This window comes from Parasedimentitalea marina (assembly GCF_004006175.1).
GTDB classification, from domain to species: Bacteria; Pseudomonadota; Alphaproteobacteria; order Rhodobacterales; family Rhodobacteraceae; genus Parasedimentitalea; species Parasedimentitalea marina.
Window position 1 is genome coordinate 4017212 of the sequence record NZ_CP033219.1, and the last position, 22456, is coordinate 4039667.

Annotated in this window: 18 protein-coding genes; 12 read left to right on the forward strand and 6 right to left on the reverse strand. The window is 58.2% G+C overall.

Annotation, left to right across the window (positions count from 1 at the left end; genetic code table 11):
* Window positions 1-52 precede the first annotated feature (52 nt).
* Window positions 53-646 carry a glutathione S-transferase family protein gene (locus tag EBB79_RS19325; protein WP_127750452.1) on the forward strand — a complete coding sequence of 198 codons (594 nt, stop codon included), beginning with the start codon at window positions 53-55 and terminating at the stop codon, window positions 644-646.
* A 96-nt stretch (window positions 647-742) separates the two neighbouring features.
* Here the strand turns inward: EBB79_RS19325 and EBB79_RS19330 are convergent, their stop codons facing one another.
* The 3 genes from EBB79_RS19330 to EBB79_RS19340 form a co-directional block, all read right to left on the reverse strand.
* A complete protein-coding gene (locus tag EBB79_RS19330) occupies window positions 743-1945 on the reverse strand; it encodes a TIGR03862 family flavoprotein (RefSeq protein WP_127750453.1) in 1203 nt (400 codons plus the stop codon).
* A 511-nt stretch (window positions 1946-2456) separates the two neighbouring features.
* Entirely contained in the window at window positions 2457-3074 is a 618-nt protein-coding gene (locus tag EBB79_RS19335; protein WP_127750454.1) for an enoyl-CoA hydratase/isomerase family protein, read from the reverse strand.
* Window positions 3071-3820, reverse strand: coding sequence for an SDR family oxidoreductase (locus tag EBB79_RS19340; protein ID WP_127750455.1), 750 nt, complete (start codon window positions 3818-3820; stop codon window positions 3071-3073). Before EBB79_RS19340 ends, EBB79_RS19335 begins: the two co-directional genes overlap by 4 nt.
* A gap of 132 nt (window positions 3821-3952) precedes the next feature.
* On the opposite strand from EBB79_RS19340, the gene EBB79_RS19345 reads away from it, so the two are divergent.
* The 6 genes from EBB79_RS19345 to lpxK all read left to right on the forward strand — a co-directional run bounded on the left by EBB79_RS19345 (window position 3953) and on the right by lpxK (window position 11799).
* A complete protein-coding gene (locus EBB79_RS19345; RefSeq protein ID WP_127750456.1) occupies window positions 3953-5476 on the forward strand; it encodes a DUF2125 domain-containing protein in 1524 nt (507 codons plus the stop codon).
* A gap of 137 nt (window positions 5477-5613) precedes the next feature.
* On the forward strand, window positions 5614-7161 hold the full coding sequence (locus tag EBB79_RS19350) for a DUF2125 domain-containing protein (protein WP_127750457.1): 1548 nt from the start codon (window positions 5614-5616) through the stop codon (window positions 7159-7161).
* Between the two features lie 142 nt (window positions 7162-7303).
* The gene (locus EBB79_RS19355; RefSeq protein WP_127750458.1) at window positions 7304-8650 is read left to right on the forward strand and encodes a TldD/PmbA family protein; all 1347 of its coding nucleotides are present in this window, start codon (window positions 7304-7306) and stop codon (window positions 8648-8650) included.
* Window positions 8637-9425: an inositol monophosphatase family protein gene (locus EBB79_RS19360; protein ID WP_127750459.1), complete on the forward strand. Its 789-nt coding sequence runs from the start codon at window positions 8637-8639 to the stop codon at window positions 9423-9425. Before EBB79_RS19355 ends, EBB79_RS19360 begins: the two co-directional genes overlap by 14 nt.
* 162 nt (window positions 9426-9587) lie before the next feature.
* Window positions 9588-10808, forward strand: a complete 1221-nt coding sequence (locus EBB79_RS19365; RefSeq protein WP_127750460.1) for a 3-deoxy-D-manno-octulosonic acid transferase — start codon at window positions 9588-9590, stop codon at window positions 10806-10808.
* Window positions 10795-11799, forward strand: coding sequence for a tetraacyldisaccharide 4'-kinase (gene lpxK / locus EBB79_RS19370; protein ID WP_127750461.1), 1005 nt, complete (start codon window positions 10795-10797; stop codon window positions 11797-11799). Before EBB79_RS19365 ends, lpxK begins: the two co-directional genes overlap by 14 nt.
* A 35-nt stretch (window positions 11800-11834) precedes the next feature.
* Here the strand turns inward: lpxK and EBB79_RS19375 are convergent, their stop codons facing one another.
* Window positions 11835-12509, reverse strand: a complete 675-nt coding sequence (locus tag EBB79_RS19375; RefSeq protein ID WP_127750462.1) for a DsbA family protein — start codon at window positions 12507-12509, stop codon at window positions 11835-11837.
* Window positions 12509-13033 (reverse strand): DUF721 domain-containing protein, encoded by a 525-nt coding sequence (locus tag EBB79_RS19380; protein ID WP_127750463.1) that lies wholly within the window; start codon window positions 13031-13033, stop codon window positions 12509-12511. The genes EBB79_RS19375 and EBB79_RS19380 overlap by 1 nt, the downstream gene beginning before the upstream one ends.
* An 84-nt stretch (window positions 13034-13117) precedes the next feature.
* Here EBB79_RS19380 and EBB79_RS19385 point away from each other — a divergent pair, with 84 nt between their 5' ends.
* Both EBB79_RS19385 and EBB79_RS19390 read left to right on the forward strand, forming a co-directional pair.
* Entirely contained in the window at window positions 13118-14182 is a 1065-nt protein-coding gene (locus tag EBB79_RS19385) for an A/G-specific adenine glycosylase (protein WP_127750464.1), read from the forward strand.
* A gap of 69 nt (window positions 14183-14251) precedes the next feature.
* On the forward strand, window positions 14252-15385 hold the full coding sequence (locus EBB79_RS19390) for an alkane 1-monooxygenase (protein ID WP_127750465.1): 1134 nt from the start codon (window positions 14252-14254) through the stop codon (window positions 15383-15385).
* A gap of 38 nt (window positions 15386-15423) precedes the next feature.
* Here the strand turns inward: EBB79_RS19390 and EBB79_RS19395 are convergent, their stop codons facing one another.
* A complete protein-coding gene (locus tag EBB79_RS19395; RefSeq protein ID WP_127750466.1) occupies window positions 15424-15753 on the reverse strand; it encodes an arsenate reductase family protein in 330 nt (109 codons plus the stop codon).
* Between the two features lie 423 nt (window positions 15754-16176).
* On the opposite strand from EBB79_RS19395, the gene EBB79_RS19400 reads away from it, so the two are divergent.
* The 3 genes from EBB79_RS19400 to EBB79_RS19410 are packed head-to-tail and all read left to right on the forward strand — an operon-like array spanning window position 16177 to window position 22451.
* The gene (locus EBB79_RS19400) at window positions 16177-17430 is read left to right on the forward strand and encodes a ferredoxin reductase family protein (protein WP_127750467.1); all 1254 of its coding nucleotides are present in this window, start codon (window positions 16177-16179) and stop codon (window positions 17428-17430) included.
* Complete coding sequence (locus tag EBB79_RS19405; protein WP_127750468.1) at window positions 17427-20858, forward strand: c-type cytochrome; 3432 nt, start codon at window positions 17427-17429, stop codon at window positions 20856-20858. The genes EBB79_RS19400 and EBB79_RS19405 overlap by 4 nt, the downstream gene beginning before the upstream one ends.
* Before the next feature lie 45 nt (window positions 20859-20903).
* Entirely contained in the window at window positions 20904-22451 is a 1548-nt protein-coding gene (locus EBB79_RS19410) for a caspase family protein (protein WP_127750469.1), read from the forward strand.
* Window positions 22452-22456 lie beyond the last annotated feature (5 nt).

The following is a 22456-nucleotide window of genomic DNA, read 5'->3' on the forward strand; positions in this document are numbered from 1 at the left end:
CCTTAGCGCCTGACCTTTCATTTTGAACACAAATCAAAATGCAGGAATCACCATGTACAAACTTTACGGAAGCATCAAAAGCCGGGCTTTTCGCGTCTTATGGATGCTGGAAGAGATCGGTGAATCTTTTGAGTTTATCAACGCCAGCCCACATCACCCGGATGTGCTGGCACTGAATGCCTCTGGCAAGGTCCCGGTGCTGCTGGACGGCGACGCCGTGATCACCGATTCGACTGCGATTGTCACTTACCTGGCGGATAAACATGGCCAGTTCACCCATCCGGCAGGCACTATAAAGCGCGCGCAGCAGGATGCCATGACCCAACTCGTACTGGATGAATTCGATTCGCTTTTGTGGACTGCTGCCCGCCATAGCTTTATCCTGCCGCAGGACAAACGTGTTCCCGAGGTGAAAGAAAGCCTGAAATGGGAGTTTGAACGCAATCTGGAACGCCTGGGCCAGCGTCTGTCCGGCCCGTTTCTGCAAGGCGACAGTTTCACCATCGCTGATATTATTGCGACCCATTGCCTGAACTGGGCGCTGGTTGCCAATTTCCCGGTCAGCGACAAGGGCATGCGCGCCTACGCCAAAGACATGCGTGAACGTGAGGGCTTCAAGCGGGCCTTTGCCCACCTGCAAGAATAGCAAACAAACGAGGGGGGGGGGAGCGCCGCCCACCGGTCAGGCGCTCTCCGGATTCCGGCCCAATCAGGTCAGGCCCGTCGGCTCAAGTCTGTCGGTTCACCCTGCAGACACAGCCTCCGCGAGATACCGCGCAGCAGCACGCCCGGCCCAACGCCCTGTCGCCAGACACCCCGTTAGCAGATAGCCACCGGTCGGAGCCTCCCAGTCCAGCATTTCCCCAGCACAGAACACACCCGGCATCTTTTGCAACATCAAGCCCTCGTCCAGGGCACCGCGTGCCACACCACCCGCAGTCGATATCGCCTCGTCGATGGGCCGCAACCCGGCGTGTTTGACCGGCAACGCTTTGATCACCTCTGCCAAATCCGAGGGTCTTTGCGGCAGTGGTCGGGCAAACTCTTGCAGCACAGCAATCCGCGCCGGATCCAGTTTCAACACCTTACGCAGATGATTTGACAGGCTTGCCTTACCCCGAGACCGGGACAGCCGACGCTCGACTTCAATTCTGGACAGATCCGGCAGTAAATCCAGTGTCAGCGCAGCGCCGTCGCGCACCGCCGCACAGATCGCATAAATTCCGCCGCCTTCCAGTCCACGTTTCGAAATCACCGCCTCGCCGCGCGAGAACAACTCACCAGCCTGCAACGCGATGCCTTTTAGCGGCGCGCCAAACTGGGTGGCGATGTGATCGGACCAATCAACGACCAAACCGACATTTGCCGGCTGCAACGGTGTCACCGCCACGCCCTGGTCTGCCAACAGTGGGGCCCACAGCCCATCCGAGCCCAGCCGTGCCCAACTTGCACCGCCCAGCGCCAACACGGTAACCTTAGCTGTGATCGTCTTTGTGCCTTCTGGTGTGTCAAACACCAATTCCGCTCCGGACCACCCCTGCCAGGACCACCGCGTGCGACGTTCCACACCTAAGGCGTCCAGCGCATTCAACCAGGCCCGTACCAGCGGTGAGGCCTTCATGACTTTCGGAAACACCCGACCCGTCGAACCGGTAAACAGGTCGATACCCAACCCACGCGCCCAGTCCTGTACTGCCTGCGAGTCAAATTCCTGTACCATCGGCGCCAGCCAATTCGCAGCCTTGCCATAGTTGATGATCAACTGATCAAAAGGTTCGTCCTTGGTCAGGTTCAACCCGGATTTGCCAGCCATCAACAGCTTGCGCGCAACCGAGGGCTTGGCCTCGACGATCAGAACGCTCTGCCCGGCCCGGCCCAACTCTTCTGCCGCCATCAGCCCCGCCGGTCCCGCTCCGATCACCAATGCATCATAGTTCATTGCCATGCCTACCTCTTATCAACGCCCTGTTATGGCGCATTTTTTATGCGATACTACGATCCACAAGACGCCCCATGCCCAGCCGGACCTGTCCGCAGCTCTATCGCCCGTTTCGCAGCGACGGTATAGACAGTCACTACCATCTGACGCCAAGATCGAAAGGCAGCAAGGAGCTGTCCTTGGCTCTGCTACACAACAACTACCACAGTGAGATCCACACGACAGACTGAGGTTAATCGGACACGGGTCTATCATCCAATCTCGTTCCAGAGGCTCCACCTCCGGCTGGTTGCATTCATTTGCGAACCAGTCAAGCAGCCGCCGAAATGCTACGCTTGCGCACCGGACGAACGACACCATTCCGCACGCCTGGCTCGCAATGCTCCCGCGCCCGCAGGTGATTTGGCTTTGCCAAACAACCTTGGCGGCCTTGGGCGTGGCGCCGCGCTTTGCGCGGCGCCACGCCCAACGGAAGGCGGTCATCACAGATGACCAACGACGGGCGGGAGCATTTGACTCAACTTGCCGCGCACATCGCAAGTATACGCTGCGCCAGTTCAGGTTCGGCAGCCAGACTATCCGCCATGAGGTCACGTGCGACCTGCATCAACTCTGCTGGATCTACGATTTGATCGACCAAACCAAAGTCATAGGACTGCTGCGCCGTAATCTTTTGACCGCCAGCCAAAACAAGCTTGCATCGCGCCGGGCCCACCAGTGCCGCCATGCGCTTGGCATCCGAAGGCTGCGGTAAGTATCCCAACTTCATCACCGGGTAGAACACCTTGGCACTGGGCACCGCGATCCGCAGATCACAGGCCAGCGCCATACCGTTTGCCCCTCCCGCCAATGTCCCATTCAGCGCTGCAACACTCAGGCAGGGCAAAGCTGCAATTGCCCCTGACAGCTGTTCCCAAAGGGGAGAGACAGCCAGCCCTGTCGCCGCCTCATCCAGGTCAGCGCCGGCGCTGAATACCTTGCCGGTGCCGGTCAGGATTAATCCGCGCGCCTCGACTGCGCGGGTTGCAATTTCCAGCAACTCTTCCAACATCCCTGTTGTCAGTGCATTGGCCTTGTCGGGCCGGTTGAGGGTCACAATCCAGAGCCCCGACCCTTCAACCGTCACATCGATCATGTCAGGCCAGCACGTTTGCGGATTTCTTCATCGCGCTGCGAGATTTCACTGCCAATGTAGGCATCCGCATCGGGCGTACACATCCACAACAAAATCTTGGCCGGCCATTCCGCGGGCACGTGATCTTCCCAGTTCAGCTCGCTCACCGGATTAATACCGCTGGCTTTGATATCGCGCTGCATCTGCGTTGCCACGGTTCCGGGCGACAATCCAATGGCGCGAATTCCGTTGCTGCGTTCCTCGAGGTCGAGCGACCTGGTCAGCATTGCCGCCCCGGCCTTAGAGGTACAATAGGCGCCCCATCCCTCAAGTGGGTTATGGGCCGCACCGGAGCTGACGGTCAAAATGGAACCACCTCCTGAGGCCTTCATCACCGGCAAGGCGGCGCGCATACCGTTGAACACGCCTTTGATATTGATATCGATAACCTGGCCCCACGCATCCGGGTCCGCCTCGGCCAGTGGCCCAATGGGTTTCAGGACCCCGGCGTTGTTGATCAGTACATCCAACCCGCCAAACCGGTCGACGGTTTGCTTCACAGCTGCCTCAACAGAGGCATAATCGGAAACATCGCAGGCCAGTGCCAGCGCATTTTCGCCGATCTCAGCGGCGAGAGTCTCCAAGCTGTTCGCACTCCTTGCCAGCAAGGCCACATTGGCGCCCGCCGCCGCAAAAACCCGTGCAGCCTCGGCACCGATTCCCCGGCTTGCGCCCGTAATGATGACCGTCTTACCCTTGAATTCCATAGATCTTATCTCCAACTCACGATTTCAATTCATGCTATTATGTATACGGGGAATCGTCGACGATCTCGCCCCTTGACGCGGATTACTCAACTGTCGACCATGTCCTCGCAGATTTAAAAGAAAGGTTGTCTTATGTCAGTTTCCCTCGCACGCGGTTATGGTGCAGCGTTTATCTTGGTACTCTCCAGTCAGGGAGCACTGGCCGATGTTAGTGCCCAAGAGGTCTGGGACGATTGGAAGTCCTATCTGTCTGGTACCGGCTATGACGTCAATGGCACGGAAACCCTGGCCGATGGCACGCTCACGGTATCCGACGTGTCGATGATGATGCCCATCCCCGAAGAAGACGCCACTCTTGGGATGCGACTGCCTGAAATCCAGTTCTCCGAAAACGGTGATGGAACTGTCGACGTCCTGTTTCCCAAAGAGTTTCCGATCACGTTCAGCTTCAGCGGCGGTGGCGACGAAGGCACGGGTGAGATTATCTACAGCCACGACGGCAGCGCGATGCTGGTATCTGGCGATGCGTCAAACATGACCTACGATTATGCCTCTCCCATGGTCGAACTTGCCCTGGGCAAGGTGATGGCTGACGGCGAAGAAATGCCCGAAGGCATGATCAAGGCAACCATCTCGCTGATTGATGTGGTCACCAAAACCAACATGAGCATTGGTGACATCCGTAACTATGATCAGAACATGACGGTCGGCACTCTGAATTATGACTTTGGTGCCAAGGAACCCGGTGGCTCCAGCGGTGGCTCTGCCAAGGGCAGCCTGCAGGGACTTAGCTTTGGCGGCACCAGTTCCATTCCCATGGGTCTGGATTTCGCAGATGTCAAAGCCATGTTCGCATCCGGTTTCGCCTTTGACGGAGCCTTTGCCTACGCGGGCGGCAATGCCTCCATTTCCGGTGTCGACCGCAGCGAGACTTTTGGGTTCGAATCCACATCCGAGGGTGGCAAAATCGCCGTTGCGATGGGCAATGGACAGCTGTCTTATGATCTGTCGCAATTGCAAACCACGGTCAACGTGACCAGCAGCGACCTGCCATTTCCGATCTCTCTGACCTTTGCGGAATATGGCGCCAAACTGGCGATGCCAATTTCCAAATCTGACAGCGAGCAGGACTTTTCGATGGGCCTGACGCTGCGCGACTTTGCGGTTCCGGACATGCTGTGGGGCATGGTCGACCCAACCGGTGTCCTTTCGCACGAACCAGCAACAGTTGTGCTGGACCTGTCCGGCAAGGGCAAACTGTTGTTTGACCTGTTCGACCCCGAAGCCATTGACGCCGTGGACATGGGCGATCAGGAACCCGGAGAGCTGAACGCGCTGACCATTCAGCAGCTGCAGGTCTCGGCAGCGGGCGCCAAACTGACAGGCACCGGCGACTTTACCTTCAACAACGATGATCTTGCCAGTTTTGATGGTTTGCCTGCCCCAACCGGCAGCGCCAGCCTGACACTGGTCGGGGCCAATACGCTGATGGACAAGCTGATCATGATGGGCCTGATGTCCGACAGCGACGCCATGGGCGCGCGGATGATGATGGGCATGCTGGCGGTTCCGGGCGAAGGCGAGGACACGCTGGATTCGAAACTGGAAATCACCGGCGACGGTCAGATTCTGGCCAACGGACAGCGCATCAAATAAACGCACACTTGTCACAAATTCAGGCCGCTACCCTTGGGGTGGCGGCCTTTTTCTTTGCGCCCATTGGTTGAAATTCCACATCTTACCGGCTTAGGTATGCGCAACACATTCTAACCAAGATCTTTGAAAGGCTTTTCATGAAGCTCAAGACCTCGACCGCCCTGCTTTCTATCGGCTTTGCCACCCTGACCGCCGCCCCTGCACTGGCTGACATTACTGCAGATGATATCTGGAACAGCTATCAGGTCATCGCCGAAACCGTGGGGGGAGAGCTGACAGCAACCACCACCCGTGATGGCAACACCGTCACATTTGCGGACGCCAAGCTGCACCTTGTCTTCCCCGGCGACGAGGCTTCGCTCGACGTTTTGTACCCCACGCTGTCGTACACTGATAATGGGGACGGAACCCTCTCAATGGATCTGGAGGGCGCTCAGACCTACAGTTTTGTTTTGTCGGGCCCGGAACCGGAAACCGACCGCTTTTCTGCTGACATGATAATCACCTATTCTGACGCCGAACTGGTCGCATCGGGCGATCCGGACGATATCACGTTCTCATATGCCATGGATGGGTTTGATTTCGAATTCCAGAATATAGATCTCAGCGGTCTCAAAGATGCTGAAATCTCTGAGAACGCAGTGTTTACCCTAACTGGCACAGGTTCAGCAGTGAATGGCACCAGCCGTCTGTCGCTGGGCGACCTTATCACTCTCGCTGGGCAATCAGAAATTTCCGGCATGGGCTATTCCATGACTGTCGAAAACATGCAGGGCGCTGTGACCACCACCACAGCCTCGTACGGCGAAATGGTTAGCCAATCAACAATCACACTGCCAACTGGCGGTATGTCGTTTATGAACCTGGCCGCGGCTTTGCATCAAGGGCTGTCACTCGAAGGCACCGGGACGTACGGCAGCAGCAAAACGCAGACCTCGGTTATGATGAACGGCGAGCAGGTTTCATCCCAGACCATGACCGCCGGTTCATCAACAAGCGCCTTGTCCGCCAACGCCGAGGCTGTTCAGCTTACCGCTAAAGGATCGAATATCGGCATAGATGCGCTCATCAATATTGGCATGGCGCTGTCAATTGAGGCTAAAATCGACCAGGTGACCGGGGATTTCCGTATGCCAGTTTCGGCATCCGATGAGCAACAAAATTTCACCATGGCATTCGGCTTTACAGGTCTGGATCTTGGCGATGGAATCTGGTCGATGTTCGACCCGGCTGAGGTTCTGCCCCGTGATCCGGCAAATGTTTCGGTGAACCTAACCGGCCAAACCACCCTGACACAGGACTTGCTGAACTTCGTCGAAATGATGGCGCTGGACAATGATGACATCCCGCTGGAGCTCAACGCGCTGACCATCAAGGACTTCCTGATTTCAGCCGCCGGGGCCAGCCTGTCCGGTACAGGGGATTTCGCGTTTAACAACGATGATCTCACCAGCTTTGACGGCATGCCTGCCCCGTCCGGCAGTGCAAATCTGCAACTCAACGGCGCCAATGGATTGATCGACAGGTTGATCGAAATGGGCCTGGTCCAGGAATCAGACGCCATGGGTGTGCGTATGATGATGGGCATGATGGCGGTCCCCGGCGAAGGCGACGACAGCCTGAAATCCGAGATCGAAATCACCGAGGACGGCCAGATCACCGCCAACGGCCAGCGTATCAAATAAGCGCACACCTAAGCGCACCGTCACATTACGGTAAAGGGGCTGCGATCTGTGGCCCCTTTTGCCATTGTCGCCATTGCGCTGGCCGGGTGCACTGGTAGAGTCAGATCCAGACTCTCGCAGCCAATCAACACAGCAGGACCCCATGACCCAATCCCCAGAAAATCTCTGCCATGCCCTGATTGATGCCGCCAAAGCCGCCGGTGCGGATGGGGCCGATGCCATGGCCGCCGAGGGCCAGTCGATCTCGATCGAGGTACGCGAGGGGGCACTGGAACATGCCGAACGCTCGGAAGGCACCGATCTGGGGCTGCGGGTGTTTGTCGGCAAGCAGCAGGCGCTGGTGTCTTCGTCGGATGCGCGCCCCGAAACGCTGATCGCCATGGCGGAACGCGCCGTTGCCATGGCACGTGAGGCCCCCGAGGACCCCTATGCCGGCCTCGCCGATGCCTCGCAACTGATCACAGACTGGGACCTGGCGGCGTTTGAACTGGAAGACACTTCTGCCGAGCCCGCCCCCGAGGCGCTGAAGACTGATGCCATTGCCGCCGAAGCTGCCTGTCAGGCGATTGACGGTATTTCACAGGTCCAATCGGCCGGGGCCTCCTATGGCACCCACGCAGTTCATCTGGCCGCGTCAAATGGGTTTTCCGGCGGTTATTGCCGCACCAGCCGCTCGCTGTCCTGCGTTGGCATTGCCGGTACGGGCACCGGAATGGAGCGCGACCACGATGGCGATTCGCGTACCTTTCAAGGCGATCTGCGCTCGGCCGAAGAAATTGGCCGCACCGCCGGCACACGCGCCGTTGAACGGCTGAACGCGCGCAAGCCCGACACCGGCAGCTATCCGGTGCTGTTCGACGAACGGATCTCGTCCTCGCTGATCGGGCATTTGCTGTCTGCCATCAACGGGGCGTCAATTGCGCGGGGCTCGTCCTGGCTAAAGGACAGCATGGGTGAACAGATTCTGCCCTCTAACATGTCGGTGATCGAAGACCCGTTTCGCCCCCGCATCGCCGGATCACGCCCCTTTGACGGCGAAGGTCTGGCCACACGCCGCCGCGCCATAATCGAAGATGGCATGTTGACCGGCTGGACCCTGGATCTGGCCTCGGCCCGCAAGCTGGGTCTGGACAGCAGCGCCAATGCGGTGCGCGGTATCGGATCGGTGCCGACGCCATCAAACTGGAACATCGCACTGACACCGGGCGACCAAAGCCGCCTGGATCTGATCCGCTCCATGGGCACTGGGTTGCTGGTGACCTCGATGATCGGCTCGACGATCAACTCGAACAATGGCGATTATTCGCGCGGGGCATCGGGGTTCTGGGTCGAGAATGGCGAGATCGCCTATCCGGTCAACGAATGCACCATCGCGGGCAATCTGCGCGACATGCTCAAGCGGATCATCCCGGCCAATGACGCGCGCAGCTATCTGTCGCGGGTGGTGCCCTCCATCCTGATCGAAGGCATGACCCTTGCCGGCAACTGACTTAGATCTGCTGATCCAGGCGGCACAACGGGCGGGCGAGATCGCAACGCAATTCTCTGGCCCCGAGGCAAAACGATGGGACAAGCCCGAGGGGGCTGGCCCGGTGACCGAGGCCGACCTGGCGGTCAATGCCATGCTAGAGGATATGCTGCCCAAGGCGCGTCCTGACTATGGCTGGCTGTCCGAAGAGAGCGAGGACAATTCTGACCGGCTGGCCAGGGATCATGTGTTTATCATCGACCCGATCGACGGCACCCGCAGCTTTGCCGCCGGGTCCACCACCTGGGCCCATGCATTGGCGGTGGCCGAAAGAGGCGAAGTGACAGCGGCAGTGATCTACCTGCCACAGCGGGATTTGATGTACACCGCAGCCAAGGGTCAGGGGGCCCAGTGTAACGGCGCACCCATCGCCGTTTCCGACCTGACCGACCTGACCATGGCTGACGTTCTTGCAGCCCGGCCAATCATGGAGCCGCAACACTGGCAAGGCGGTCAAGTCCCTGATTTCACCCGCAGCTACCGCCCGTCACTGGCCTACCGCATGGCCAAAGTGGCCGATGGTCGGTTTGACGCAATGCTGACCCTGCGGCCCAGTTGGGAATGGGACATTGCGGCCGGCGATCTGATCCTGCGTGAGGCCGGTGGACAGATTTCAGACCGCGCGGGCCTGCCGTTGATGTTCAACAACCCGCACCCCCAGCTGAACGGGGTGGTTGCAACCAATTTCGAATTGCACCGCGCACTGATTGCGGCGCTTGCCACCCCTGATCTATAAGTTGGGCGACGCTTGACCTACTTTGCCAAAGGCGTAGGTTGCCGCTGATCCGGAACAAATTGACACTGGAGAACACTACAATGGCGCAACGGTTTCACCCTGTCCTTGGGGCGACGCACATAAGCTTTCTCTGTCGCGTCCGACAAACCTAGGCCGATCGATATGGATCAACCCAATGCCGCTTCGCGGGCCAAACCCTGGCGCAAGCCATTGACTGCTGACGCCCGCCCACCGCGGCCAACCGGCGAGCTGATATGGGCCCATGTCACCAACACCGAGCGGTTTCTGGCCCTGGGTGATCTGGGGCAGCGGCTGAAAACAATGCGGCCTGATTTGTCCCTGATCGTGACCTGCGAGCCCGGACTTGCCTGTACATCAAAGCCCGAGGGCTACGATCTGATCATTGGTGAACTCCCCGCCGACCAGCCGGCTGATGTGCGTAGTTTTCTTAACCATTGGTGCCCAGATATCTGCCTTTGGGCTGGGGGCAACCTGCGACCAGTTCTGATGCGGGCCTGTGGCGAACGCGGCATCAATTCACTGCTCATTGATATTGAAGCAGGCGAACTCCCGGCGCGCAAAAGCCGCTGGTTGCCAGACAAAAGTCGCAAGTTGCTGGACAAGTTTTCCGGGATCATGACCCCCTCCTCGGCGGCAATAGCACAAATGCGCCGGTCAGGTATTGCGCCCACCAAGGTCTCTCTGACCTCGCGACTGCGCCTATCATCGACCTTGCCGGCCTATCACGAGGACGAGCTAAGCCGCATGCGCGAGAAATTAGGCAGCCGTCAGGTTTGGTTGTCAGCCCATACGCGCCCGGGTGAAATTGAGACGGTATTTGGCGCCCACCGCAACGCCTTGCGCTTGTTGCACCGTCTTCTTTTGGTGTTGTCCGTGGAACAGTATTCAGATCTGGAGGCCGTCCGGGACATGTTGCATGACACCGGGCTTCGGTGGGCCGACTGGGAGGCAGGCGAAGATCTGGACGACAACACCCAGGTTTTGCTGACTTGCGACGAAGATTTGGGGCTATGGTACCGTGTCGCCCCTGTCAGCCTGTTGGCCGGAACCCTGGAAAAGGACAAAAGCGGCCACAATCCGATGGACGCCGCAGCATTGGGATCAGCCATCCTGCATGGCCCCCATATTGGGCCCCATGCCCCCCTGTATGACCGCTTGACCAAGGCAGGCGCGGCACTGGAAGTGCAGGGAAAAGACGAATTGGCGGTGCAAATAATCCAGCTATCCGCACCAGACAAGGCGGCTGAAATGGCCGTCGCCGGCTGGCAAGTGGTGACCGAAAGCGCCAAGTTGACGGATCTGTTGCTGGATAAAATCCAGGACATGTTGGACCTGCGCGAGGTACGCCATGCGACCACCTGAATTCTGGAACACCCCCCCCGGGACGTTTGACCTGCGCGCCACTCTTCTGGCTCCATTGGGTTGGATCTATGGGGGCGCCACCGCACGCCGCGTTGCCAAGCAGGCCTCGGCGACGCTCGACATACCCGTCATCTGCGTTGGGAATCTGAATGCAGGTGGAACCGGCAAAACACCCACAGTGATTTGGTTGCTGGAGGCCCTGCGTGACATGGGCCACGACCCCCATGTCGTCAGTCGCGGCTACGGCGGTTCTCTGCGGGGGCCGGTGATGGTCGACCCCGGACTCCATGACGCCAAACAGACCGGCGATGAGCCGCTGCTGCTGGCCGCCTTTGCCAAGGTTTGGGTGGCCCGCGATCGCGCCGCCGGTGCCCAGGCCGCTGCCCGCAGCGGTGCATCGGTTGTTGTGCTGGATGACGGCTTTCAAAACCCGGCTGTGGCCAAAGATCTGTCGATCATCGTCGTCGATGCCCAGCGCGGATTTGGCAATGGTCGCTGCCTGCCCGCAGGTCCGCTGCGTGAAACTGTCGATGTGGGGCTGAAGCGCGCAGATCTGGTGCTGTCGCTTGGGTCGGATAAGGCGCAGGCCAGGTTTGCCGGGCAATGGCAGGATCACTTGCAGGGTTTGCCGCATTTCACCGGTGCAGTGCAGCCACTGGAAACCGGCATGCAGTGGGAGGGCACATCGGTTCTGGCCTTTGCCGGCATAGGCCATCCGCAGAAATTCTTTGAGACACTCAAATCGCTTGGCGCTGACATCCACCGCGCCGAGGCGCTGGAGGATCATCAGACCCTGTCGCCAGCTCTGATGACGCGACTGGAAGCAGAGGCCAAACTTCTGGGGGCGCAACTGGTGACCACTGAAAAAGACGCCGTACGCCTACCGGACAGTTTCCGCACCAAGGTGATCACTCTGCCGGTCAGATTGCAGATCTCAAAAGACGCGGGCCTGCGTCAAATTCTACGGCGTTCAGCCCCAACAACATCCTAGGCACTGGCCCGACGTAACCGTCGGGCCAAATGGTCTTAGCCGTCCAGTTCAGCGTCGATCAACGCCTTAAAGGTATCGTAGCCCTGGTTGGCAACGGCAGTGCCATTCAGGATGAAGGACGGAGTGGACTGAATGCCATCCGCTTCAGCGTTTTCCTGATACCAGCTGACCAAAGTCTGCGCTTTCTCACCATCTTGCAGGCAGGCCTCTAGCTGCTCGTTTTCAATCCCGGCCAAACGACCGATCTTGCGCAGTTCGTCGACGATTTCGGGGGCACCACCGGCGCGCGACCATGTCGACTGACCAGTATATATCAGGTCAGAAATTCCAAAGAATTTCTCAGGGCCGGCACAGCGTGCGATCAACGAGGCCCATAGACCATAGCGGTCAAAATAGACCTCACGGTAGATGAACTTGACCTTGCCGGTGTCGATGTAGTCAGCCTTCAGCTGCTTATACGCGCCCGAATGGAAATTAGCGCAATGCGGGCAGGTGTAGGACGCATATTCAATCAGCGTAACCGGCGCATCTTCGGCACCTAATACCATCTCGGTGATGGTCGAAGTGTCAACCTCACCTGCCTCTTGTGCGGAAGCGGCTCCGACAAACGGAAGCTCGGACACGGTACTGGGCGTCTTAGACCCCATCAGGGCATAGCCCCCCGCAACCACTGCAACCGCAGCTAGGACACCAGTCATCAAACGGGCCATTAAGTCCCCTTTCCTTGGGTTTTATTATTGCTCAATACGTTTTGCCCCAGCCGTTCTAGGGCCTGGCGCAATTCATCACTTTCAACTCCGGTCGCGGCTTTGGCCGCCTCAGTCACGGCCTGCTGATCCGGTTTGGGTTTTTGCCGCTCAATCGGAGCATACTGAAACTGTGCCTGGCCATCGGCAAATCCGGTCGGCGCGGTCTGGGTGATCCGGACCTTGGCAATGGCGTTATAGCCGTAAACCGCGTTCACCTTTTCGCGCAGCTGTTCCTTTTGCATCTCCAGCATCGGCGCCTGCGCCCCGGTGGTCAGCACCGTCAGAGTGGCGCCAAACCCGCCACGACCATAGCCAACGTTCACCGGCCGGGCGATGGCGGCGATGTCTTCGCCTGCGATCTCGGCCCAATGGGTCAACAACCGCGACACCGCAAAGCCACGGCTTTCGCCGGTTTTGCGTATCTGCTCGTTGAGCAGAGAGGCGGTCCGTTTAAAGCCGCGTGTGGAGGATCGTCTAAATGCCATAACCATGGTTTTGCGTGAACGTTGACCCTATTGTAAAGAGCACAGAGGCGGAAACCAATGAAACCGCCGCACAAGGGGTAAAGAATGCGTGACCTGAACGACGAAGCACCGGGATTGAGCGATCAGATCCTTGCCTGGTACGATGTGCATGCACGCGCCTTGCCCTGGCGGATCAGCCCCGCAGACCGCGCTGCCGGCATCGCGCCCGATCCCTATCGCATCTGGTTGTCCGAGGTCATGCTGCAGCAAACCACAGTGGCCGCGGTAAAGGATTACTTCCATCGGTTTACCACCCGCTGGCCAACGGTGCAGGATCTGGCCGCCGCCGAAGATGGCGATGTGATGGGGGAATGGGCCGGACTGGGCTATTACGCCCGCGCCCGCAACCTGCTGAAATGCGCCCGGGTGATTGCCAAAGAGCACGCCGGGGTCTTTCCATCAACCTATGACGGTCTGTTGAAATTGCCCGGTATTGGCCCCTATACCGCCGCCGCCATCTCCTCGATCGCCTATGACCTGCCGGAAACCGTTCTGGATGGCAATGTCGAGCGCGTGATGGCACGGCTGTACAATATTGACGCGCCATTGCCGGGGTCCAAACCTTTGCTCAAGGACCGGGCGGCGGCATTGACCCCGGACCGCCGCCCCGGCGATTATGCGCAGGCGGTGATGGATCTTGGCGCCACCCTTTGCTCTCCGAAATCGCCGGCCTGTGGTATCTGCCCCTGGCGCGATCCCTGCCTCGCCCGCATCGCAGGCACCGCCACGGCACTGCCGCAGAAAACGCCGAAAAAGCCAAAACCAACCCGCCGTGGTCACGTCTATCTGGCCCGCGCTGCCAACGGCGATTGGCTGCTAGAGCGACGCCCGGACAAAGGACTATTGGGCGGCATGCTGGGCTGGCCGGGGTCTGAATGGTCCGAGACCCCGGCCCCTACCCCTCCGTTTGAGTCGGATTGGCAGGACCTAGGCACCGAGGTGCGCCATACCTTTACCCATTTCCACCTGATCCTGCAGGTCATGGTCACAGAACTGCCAACACAATTCCCCCCAGCCGAGGGGCATCTGCGGGTGTCTGTCGATGATTTTCGCCCATCCGATCTGCCCACGGTCATGCGCAAGGCCTTTGATCTATGGCAAGGACAGTAACCGCTTGGGTTGTTAGAAATTCCATCGTAAGATTTTCCAATCCCAAGCTGACAGACCCGGAGTAGCCCGATGAATGCCTCGCACCCCCTTGCCCGCTGGCAAAGCGCGCTGCCGTTTTGGATGTCCTTCGCCCTGCTGCCGCTTGTCTGGATCGGCGCAATCAAAGGCGGCTGGATCATTATCCTGACGCCACTGGCCACTTGGTATCTGTTCACAATTCTCGACGGTATTTTCGGTCTCAATCTGGAAAACGCCGACCCGCAAACCCCGGACGAGGATCTGGTCTGGTACCGCGCCCTAACCCTGGTCTGGGTGCCGCTGCAATTTGTGATGATTTACGGGCTGATCTGGTATGTAACCCGCTCCGACCATCTGTCCGGGCTTGGCAAATTCGGCGTGTTCTTTGGCGTCGGGGTATTGTCCGGCACCATCGGCATCAACTACAGCCACGAATTGATGCACCAGAAAAGCAGGCTCGAGCGTTGGCTGGGGGATATCCTGCTGTCGATGGTGCTGTATTCGCATTTCCGGTCCGAGCACCTGCTGGTGCACCACCGTTATGTCGGCACCCCCCGCGACCCGGTTACGGCACGCTACAACGAAGGCTTCCACCGGTTTTATCCACGGGTGCTTAAGCAAAGCTGGCTGTCATCATTTGGCGCAGAAAAGGCGATGCTGGCGCGCAAGGACCTGCCCTGGTCCGACCTCTCCAATCCGTTTTTCCGCTATTGGGGGCTACAGGCAGGCATGGTGCTGCTGGCGTTCCTGATTGGTGGCTGGGGCGGAGTGATCCTGTTTCTGGTGCAGGCCGGCGTGGCGATCTGGCAGCTGGAACTGGTGAATTATGTCGAGCATTACGGGCTGACCCGAAAACATCTGGGCGACGGAAAATATGAACATGTGCAGCCGCGCCACTCCTGGAATGCGGCGCAAAAAGCGTCGAACTGGCTGCTGATCAACCTGCAACGGCACTCGGACCATCATTACAAACCCGACCGCCGGTTTCCGTTGCTGCAAAATCACACCCCCGGCGACGCACCGCAACTGCCGCATGGGTATCCGGTCATGACCGTGGCCGCGATGATCCCACCCCTGTGGCGCCGCATCATGAACCCACGTGTCCGGCGCTGGCGTAAGATGTATTACCCCGAGATCACCGACTGGTCGCCCTACAACAAATCCAGCAACCCAATGCCCAAATAACACCGGGCGTTATTGCACCAGCGGATCTACCCCCTGCCTCACTCTGGCAGCAGGGCCTTTTGCACCGCTTCGGTCCAGCCGAGATAATAGGTATCTCCATCCTGGATCACTGGGCGCGCCATCAGTTTCGGCTTGGCGGCCAATTGGTCTTCGGCCTCAGAATGTTTCAGCCAATCGCTTAGCCCTCGCCAGTCGTTGGACTTTCGGTCGACCAGCTGATCGCCAAATTCACCGATCAGGACGCCTAACTCTGCCTCACTCAAGGGATCGGCCCGGACATCGCGAAAACTGAATTCCCGGCCCGCCGCCTCCAGCGCCTTACGGGCCTTCTGACAGTCCCCACAGGTATTCAATCCATAAATCATCATGGCGCAGTCTCCCAATTCGCTGTTACCGCAATCTCTAACATCAGATACCCAAGCGCAAGATGCGCAATTTCTGCAGATCCTGACCCTCCGTCTGAATGCTGTTCGCCTCCCATACTAGGTTCTAAAGGAGAATAAACTGCAGGCGCAGTTTCTATGAGTTGGTCTATGATCCCGTTGGAACATTTAAACAGAACCCCTTCAAGGAAACACGCGTTCAATCTCAGAAGCCGCAAACCATCATAATATTTGAAAAAAAATATTCTTGATGTATTTGTTATGTCAGTTTGCCCGGCTTGGTCTGTTCGCCATCAATATTGACTGGCGCCGGGTGACTTGAAACGAAAGATGACAGTAGTATTCACGTAAAGAGAAAAGGGCGTATTTCTCTCCGTTGGGGCCTGCATAATTCTTGCTGGGGTTTATGTGACACTTTTTGTACTTATCTCAATTTTTCTGTTGGCTCCGGTTGTTTTGTTGTTTGATGCCGCCGGACATCTGAGCGGATCAAATTTCCTGGCCTTAACCGCTGGTGTCTGCACCTACAGTTTCATGAGCCTGAACTTGATACTGGCGGCACGGCCCGCCATTTTTGAGCGCCACCTGGGCGGACTCGATAAACTGTATTGGCTGCACAAATGGACAGGGGTTCTGGCATTGGTGTTTGTGTTTATTCACGAGACCGTCGGAATTGAAGTGAAGGGGCGCGGCGCCACCAGCGGTTTGTCCAAGCTTGCTGCCGAAGCCGGGGAACTGGTCTATCCACTGCTGCTGGCGCTGGGAGCGATCAGCGTGGTGAAGCGGATCCCCTTTATCAATTTTGAGTTGCCTTATGCTCTGTGGCGGTGGAGCCACCGGTTGATGGGCGGGATTTTTGCGGTCGCTGTGTTTCATCAGTTTTTTGTCAAACTGCCCTTTAACAACTCCGCGCTTATCTCGACCTATTTAACCTGGATGGGGCTGATCGCGCTGGCGTGCTTCCTGTATAGTCAGGTCGCGCCCTTGCAGCGGCGACGGCGCTACCGGGTGACCTCGGTCACACGCGTGCCATCGGCCACCATTGTGCGGCTGACACCCGAGGGAAAGCCGTTGCGCCACAAGCCGGGGCAATTTGCATTGTTGTCCTTTGGCCGTACAGGCCTGCGTGAGCCGCATCCCTTTACTATATCTTCTGATGCCGGGGACGATGACATCGAATTCTCGATCAAGCCGTCGGGGGATTTCACCAGCCGTCTACGCGACACGTTGCAACCGGGCGACCGGGCCTGGCTGTTGGGCGGTTACGGGCGTTTTACTGGGACCAACAAACCCGGCCGCCGCCAGATCTGGCTTGCAGGCGGCATAGGTATCACCCCTTTTCTGGCATTGGCCGACGCGCTAACGGCCGCGGATGGGGACCAGATCGACCTTTTTTACTGTGTACGGACCCGAGACGAAGCCGTTGGGTTCGAAAGATTACAAGCCGTTTCCCGACGCGTGCCGCGGTTCCGCGTCCACCTGCATGTTTCAGCGGAACAGGGACGGCTGGATGCTGAAACCCTGGCCGCGACCGCCGATCCCAAAGGCGCAAGCTTTTGGTTCTGCGGGCCTGCACCGCTGCGCCGGGGCCTGTTAAAAGGGCTGGCTGCGCTTGGCAAACCGCCAAAATCCATTCACTTTGAAAGGTTTGAATTCCGATGAAAACATTTGCCATCGGCCTCTCTGGCATACTGACCTTCCTGCTGCCGCAGTCCCTGAGCGCCCAAGCCCTGAGCGCCGCCAGTGATAGCTTTTCCGGCGGTGACTTCGCCAACTACGAACCTGACCTCGAAAATGGTGAGGCGGTGTTTCTAGCCGCCAATTGTGCCAGTTGTCATGGCGTCGACGGCGACCCGACAATCCTGGCCGGTGGTCAAAAGATCGAAACCAAATTCGGCACACTTTACAGCCCCAATATTACCACTGACGCAGATCATGGCATCGGCAATTGGAACAACGACCAGTTCCTGAACGCCGTGCTGCTGGGGCAGAAACCCGATGGTGGAATGTATTACGGCGGCGTCTTTCCGTTTGCCTCTTACGCCTACATGCGCCCCGAGGATGCGCTGGATCTACGCGGCCACATGGCCAGCCTCAGTGCTTCGGATGCCGCCTCAAAACCGCATGAAGTGAATTTTGCCAATGCCTGGGTATTGGACGGCTGGACCGCTGATCCGGTTGCGCTGAACATGCAAAACAACCCGCAACTGGCGCGCGGCCAATATCTGGTCGAGGCGCTGGGGTATTGCGGCGAATGCCACACGCCCCGTCTGAACGGTATCGGCTTTAAGAACGACCGTGATGAAGATCGCGCATTTGAGGGCGAGAGCGGGCTGCTGGGGGGCTACGCCCCGAACATCACAGCCAAGCGGCTGAGCACCTATACCCCCGAGGCCTTTGTCACCGGAGCTTTGACGCAGGGATTGAAGCTCAACGGCGACCCAATGACTGATCCACGCATGCGACGCATCTCAGCGCAGATGAGCGGGTTGCCGATCGAAGACCGTGCCGCCATTTACGCCTATTTGACAGGCTCGCCACTGGATGTCTCCAATCTGCCGCCGGAACCTCGGGATTCAAGCATTGATCCGGTTGTAGAACCGCAGACGGTCGAGGATTTGACAGGGGCCGTTGCCCTGATGGGGCGCGTCAATGCATATTGCGAAGCCCAGGACGTCGCCCCTTCGGATTTGGCCAGCGCACCGGTTCCCAGTGTCAATCCAGCCCTGCAATCCGAAGTGGATGGGCTGGTCGAAACCCATTGCCGAAGCTGCCACGGCCCTGGACAGACGTTTCAAAGCGCATTTTACACCGGCGATCTGCGCGATATTGCCCGCGACCCGGCCGTTGTGATCCCCGGCGATCCAAATGCTTCACCGCTCTATGAATCGGTTGCCTCAAATCGGATGCCCATCCGCACAAAAATGACCCCAACCGAGCTGCAGACCATGGCGGACTGGATCAAGGCCCTGGCCAACGTCACCCCTCCAGCGACAAGCGCGGCACGTCCTGCGGCAGAGACGGCCACAGCAATCCTGCCAAACTTCGCGGGCGGCACATTCGAAGAACAGATGTTTGCGGCATCACAGGATTTGTTGAGCATCACCGAACTAAACCGGCCTTTTATCCGCTACATGAGCTTTGCCAATATCCCTCTGCCCGAAGTGGATTGCAGTCTGGACGGGGCGTTGCGCAATCCGATGACTTATCTGCACGCCGGGCTCAACAAGTTCATTAATTCCGTGTCACGCGCAAACGATCTTATGCGGGTTCAACCGGTTGCCAATACTGATGGCTCGCTTGTGCGCATCGACATCCGTGATTACGGCTGGACAATCGAAGACTGGCAGGCACTGACGACCGCCGCCTATACCTCCGGTTCAGCTGACGCCGGTTGGACGCCAGAGGCCTGGGCGGATCTGGCTAGCACCTATCCATTTGCTGTGCAGCCCGACAGTCAGGCGATCCTAAGCACAGTCTCGGGAATGACAGGTGCGGCAGTGCCCATTCTGCGGGCGGAATGGTTTGTCCGGCATGCCTCGCAGTCCCCGTATTACGACCTTTTGCTCCGCCTGCCCGGTGACATCCGCGTTCTGGAAACGCGTATGGGTGTGGATGTGGACAGCGCCATCCAGCGTGGCAGCGTGTTGCGCACAGGGTTCGTCAGCGGCGCGTCAGGGGTTTCTGACTTCAACAGGATGCTGGAACGGCACGGCCTTGCGCGGGACGGCTATTACTGGAAATCCTATGATTTTGCCGGCGACACCGGTGAACAATCTCTGATCCAGCACCCGGATGGCCCAGCATTGGTGCCCGGGCTCTCGTCGGATACTGACGGGTTCGAGCACGACGGGGGTGAGATGATCTTCTCGCTCGCCAATGGTATGCAGGGGTATTACCTCTCGACCCACGAAGGGCGCCGCCTGACGGTTGGCCCGACGTCGATCGTGTCGTTCCGCACCAAGCCAATCGGCAAGGGCGTCGAGATCGTCAACGCCCGCTCCTGCTTTGATTGTCACGCCAACGGCATCATCGCCAAGCGGGACCAATTGCGCCAGTTTGTTGAGACAAACAGCAGCCTCAGCCTGCAACAACGCGATGCGCTACTGAACATGTATCGCCCACAAGAAGAGGTAGATGCCGCGTTCCGGACTGACGCAGGCCGCTTTACCGAGGCGCTGCATGAACTGGGTGCGACCGAGCCAAGCCCGGATGGCCGGCCGGTATCCCTACGCGCGCCAGGTTCGGCCGGAGGTGGCGAGATTGTCACCTATCTGGCCGATCTCTACTTCGAAACCCTAGACCAGGAAGATATCGCACGTGAGTTCTTCATGGATACCGAAACCTTCGCCAATCGCGTTAAAGGCATTGCTGATCCAGGCTTGCGCCAAGTGGCCGACACTTGGATGCGACGACTGGAGGCAGGTTTGTTCGTGACCCGTGCCGAGGTTGAGGATCACTGGGCCGCCATGCTGCCCCGCGTGACCCGAATGTCAGCAATGAACCACAGCACAGCCTCGGTATCGACAGATCACGGCAGTAGCGCCGAGATATTGGTGAACGCGCTGTCTCAGGCAGCGTATTCCAATCAGCAGGAATTTGTTCCCGCTGACAATTCCTACCGCGCCCAGACTGAACCGGCCGATACATCAGGCCACCCCCTGACATTGTCGCTGTCGGTGCCCGAGGTGAACACCCGGGTGGGTGACTTGCTGGTTTTTGATGTGTCGGCCAACCGCCGGTGCGAGTTGCAGATCCTCTATATCGAAGAGGGCAACTCGGTGGAGGATCTGCCATCAGAAATATTTGGGCCAAGGTTCCTGGAGGCGGGCGAGATACGCCGCATTCCAGATCCTCGCTCGGGGCTTGTGTTGCGTTTCACCTCGCCCGGCAAAGGAGAGACCATGCTGGCCTTCTGCCGCGAGGACGGGTTGGGGGCTCACCGCATCGACCCAGCCGAGGCGATACGCAAAGCGCAGGACCGTTATCAACCGTTGACCAAGGGGCTTTCTATCGAAGTGGTCACCCAAGTTGAACAAAGCGCCGGCTCGAGTGCGCTCAATGCTGTGACTTTTAATGTAGCGCCTTAATCCGGCTAACATAAACGAAGTCTTGTAGAGGAATCGGAGGGAACAATGTCGAATTACAGTTTTCCAGCCGCGGCTTATTCGAAAGCCGTGCGCTGGGTCGCCCTTTGTTTGATGTTGCTGCCAATTCCAGCCTTGGCTGGAAACCGGTACGCCTTGATTGTCGGGAACGCTGCCTATAGCACGCTGCCGCCATTGCAGAACACAATTGCCGACGCCGAAGCCTATGCCGACCTGTTTAAAGAACTGGGCTACGATGTCACCTCGCTGTCGGACTTGAATCGCAGCGACATGGAATTCGCGCTGGTCGATTTCCTGGATCAAATCAAAACAGGAGACACGGCTGTATTTGTCTACTCGGGCCATGGCTGGTCCGACGGTAAGACAAATTTCCTGCTGCCTACGGATGTCACAATGCAGGGGTCAGAACGGCGCATGCGGCTGATGTCAATTCCGTTGCAAAATGGCTTGGATGGCATTGTGGATCAGATCCGCCAGGCAGGCGCTTCTGTGCAGGTTGCGATCATCGACGCGTGCCGAAACAACATCTTTGGCAAGGATGGCACCAAAAGCATCGGCATGACACGTGGCCTGTCAGTAGAACGGGCTCCACAAGGCGCGTTTCTGATATTCTCGGCTGGCTCAGGTGAGGAATCTCTTGACCGGCTCAGTACCGATGATGCCGGTCAAAAGCTGTCTGTCTTTACCCGGCACTTCCTCCCCCGCCTGCGGGCTGGCATGTATCTGGAGGATGCAATCAATGCAGCGCAACTGGAAACAGCCGAAGCAGCACGCAGTTACAACAACCATCAACAGAACCCGGCCTATTACGATCAAATCAACGGCAAACTCTGCCTGTCCGGTTCCTGCACAAACGATTCACAGCCCGCAGCCATCACCGCAGCCGCAGCCCGCCCCGTTGTCACCGTAGATTGCGGCGAGGCTCGATCCGTCTGGGCCGATGTGAAAAATGCTCAGGATGCAGAGATCCTCAACCAATTTGCCGAGATTTATGCAGAGTGCAAAGTTTACGCAGGTCTGGCGGCGGCAAAAGCCGCCACACTGGCCAGCGCTGCGGCCCCGGCTGCGGTGCAAACCGAAACGGCCAGCATTCCGATAAGCCTGCCCAGACCCAACATAAATTGGGCCAAATGCGTATCCGGAGGCAGCCCCGTCAAACATGCCCGGATATGTGTGGAATCGGTTTTGTCGTCTCAGGCCGGTAACACCTACTGGCCTGACAATATGATAGATCACTCCAACCAGACCGCATGGGTCGAAGGTGTAAAGGGCCATGGCACCGGCCAACGTCTTCTTCTTGAATTCGACCACCCCACCGTGGTTTCCGGCATCGATTTTATCAACGGGTATGCAAAGTCACACAGCAGTTTTAAAAACAACAGCCGTGTGGAATCAATCCGGGTGAGTGACAGCACTCAAGACTGGCAGAGGATCTCGCTTAAGGACACGCCGGACTGGCAAAGTTTTCAGCGTGACGGGCACAGCCCAGTTCGCTGGATAATGTTTGAAATACAGTCAGTTTATCCCGGCGCCAAATGGGCCGACACAGCAATTTCAGAAATGCGATTACGGTGACGGTC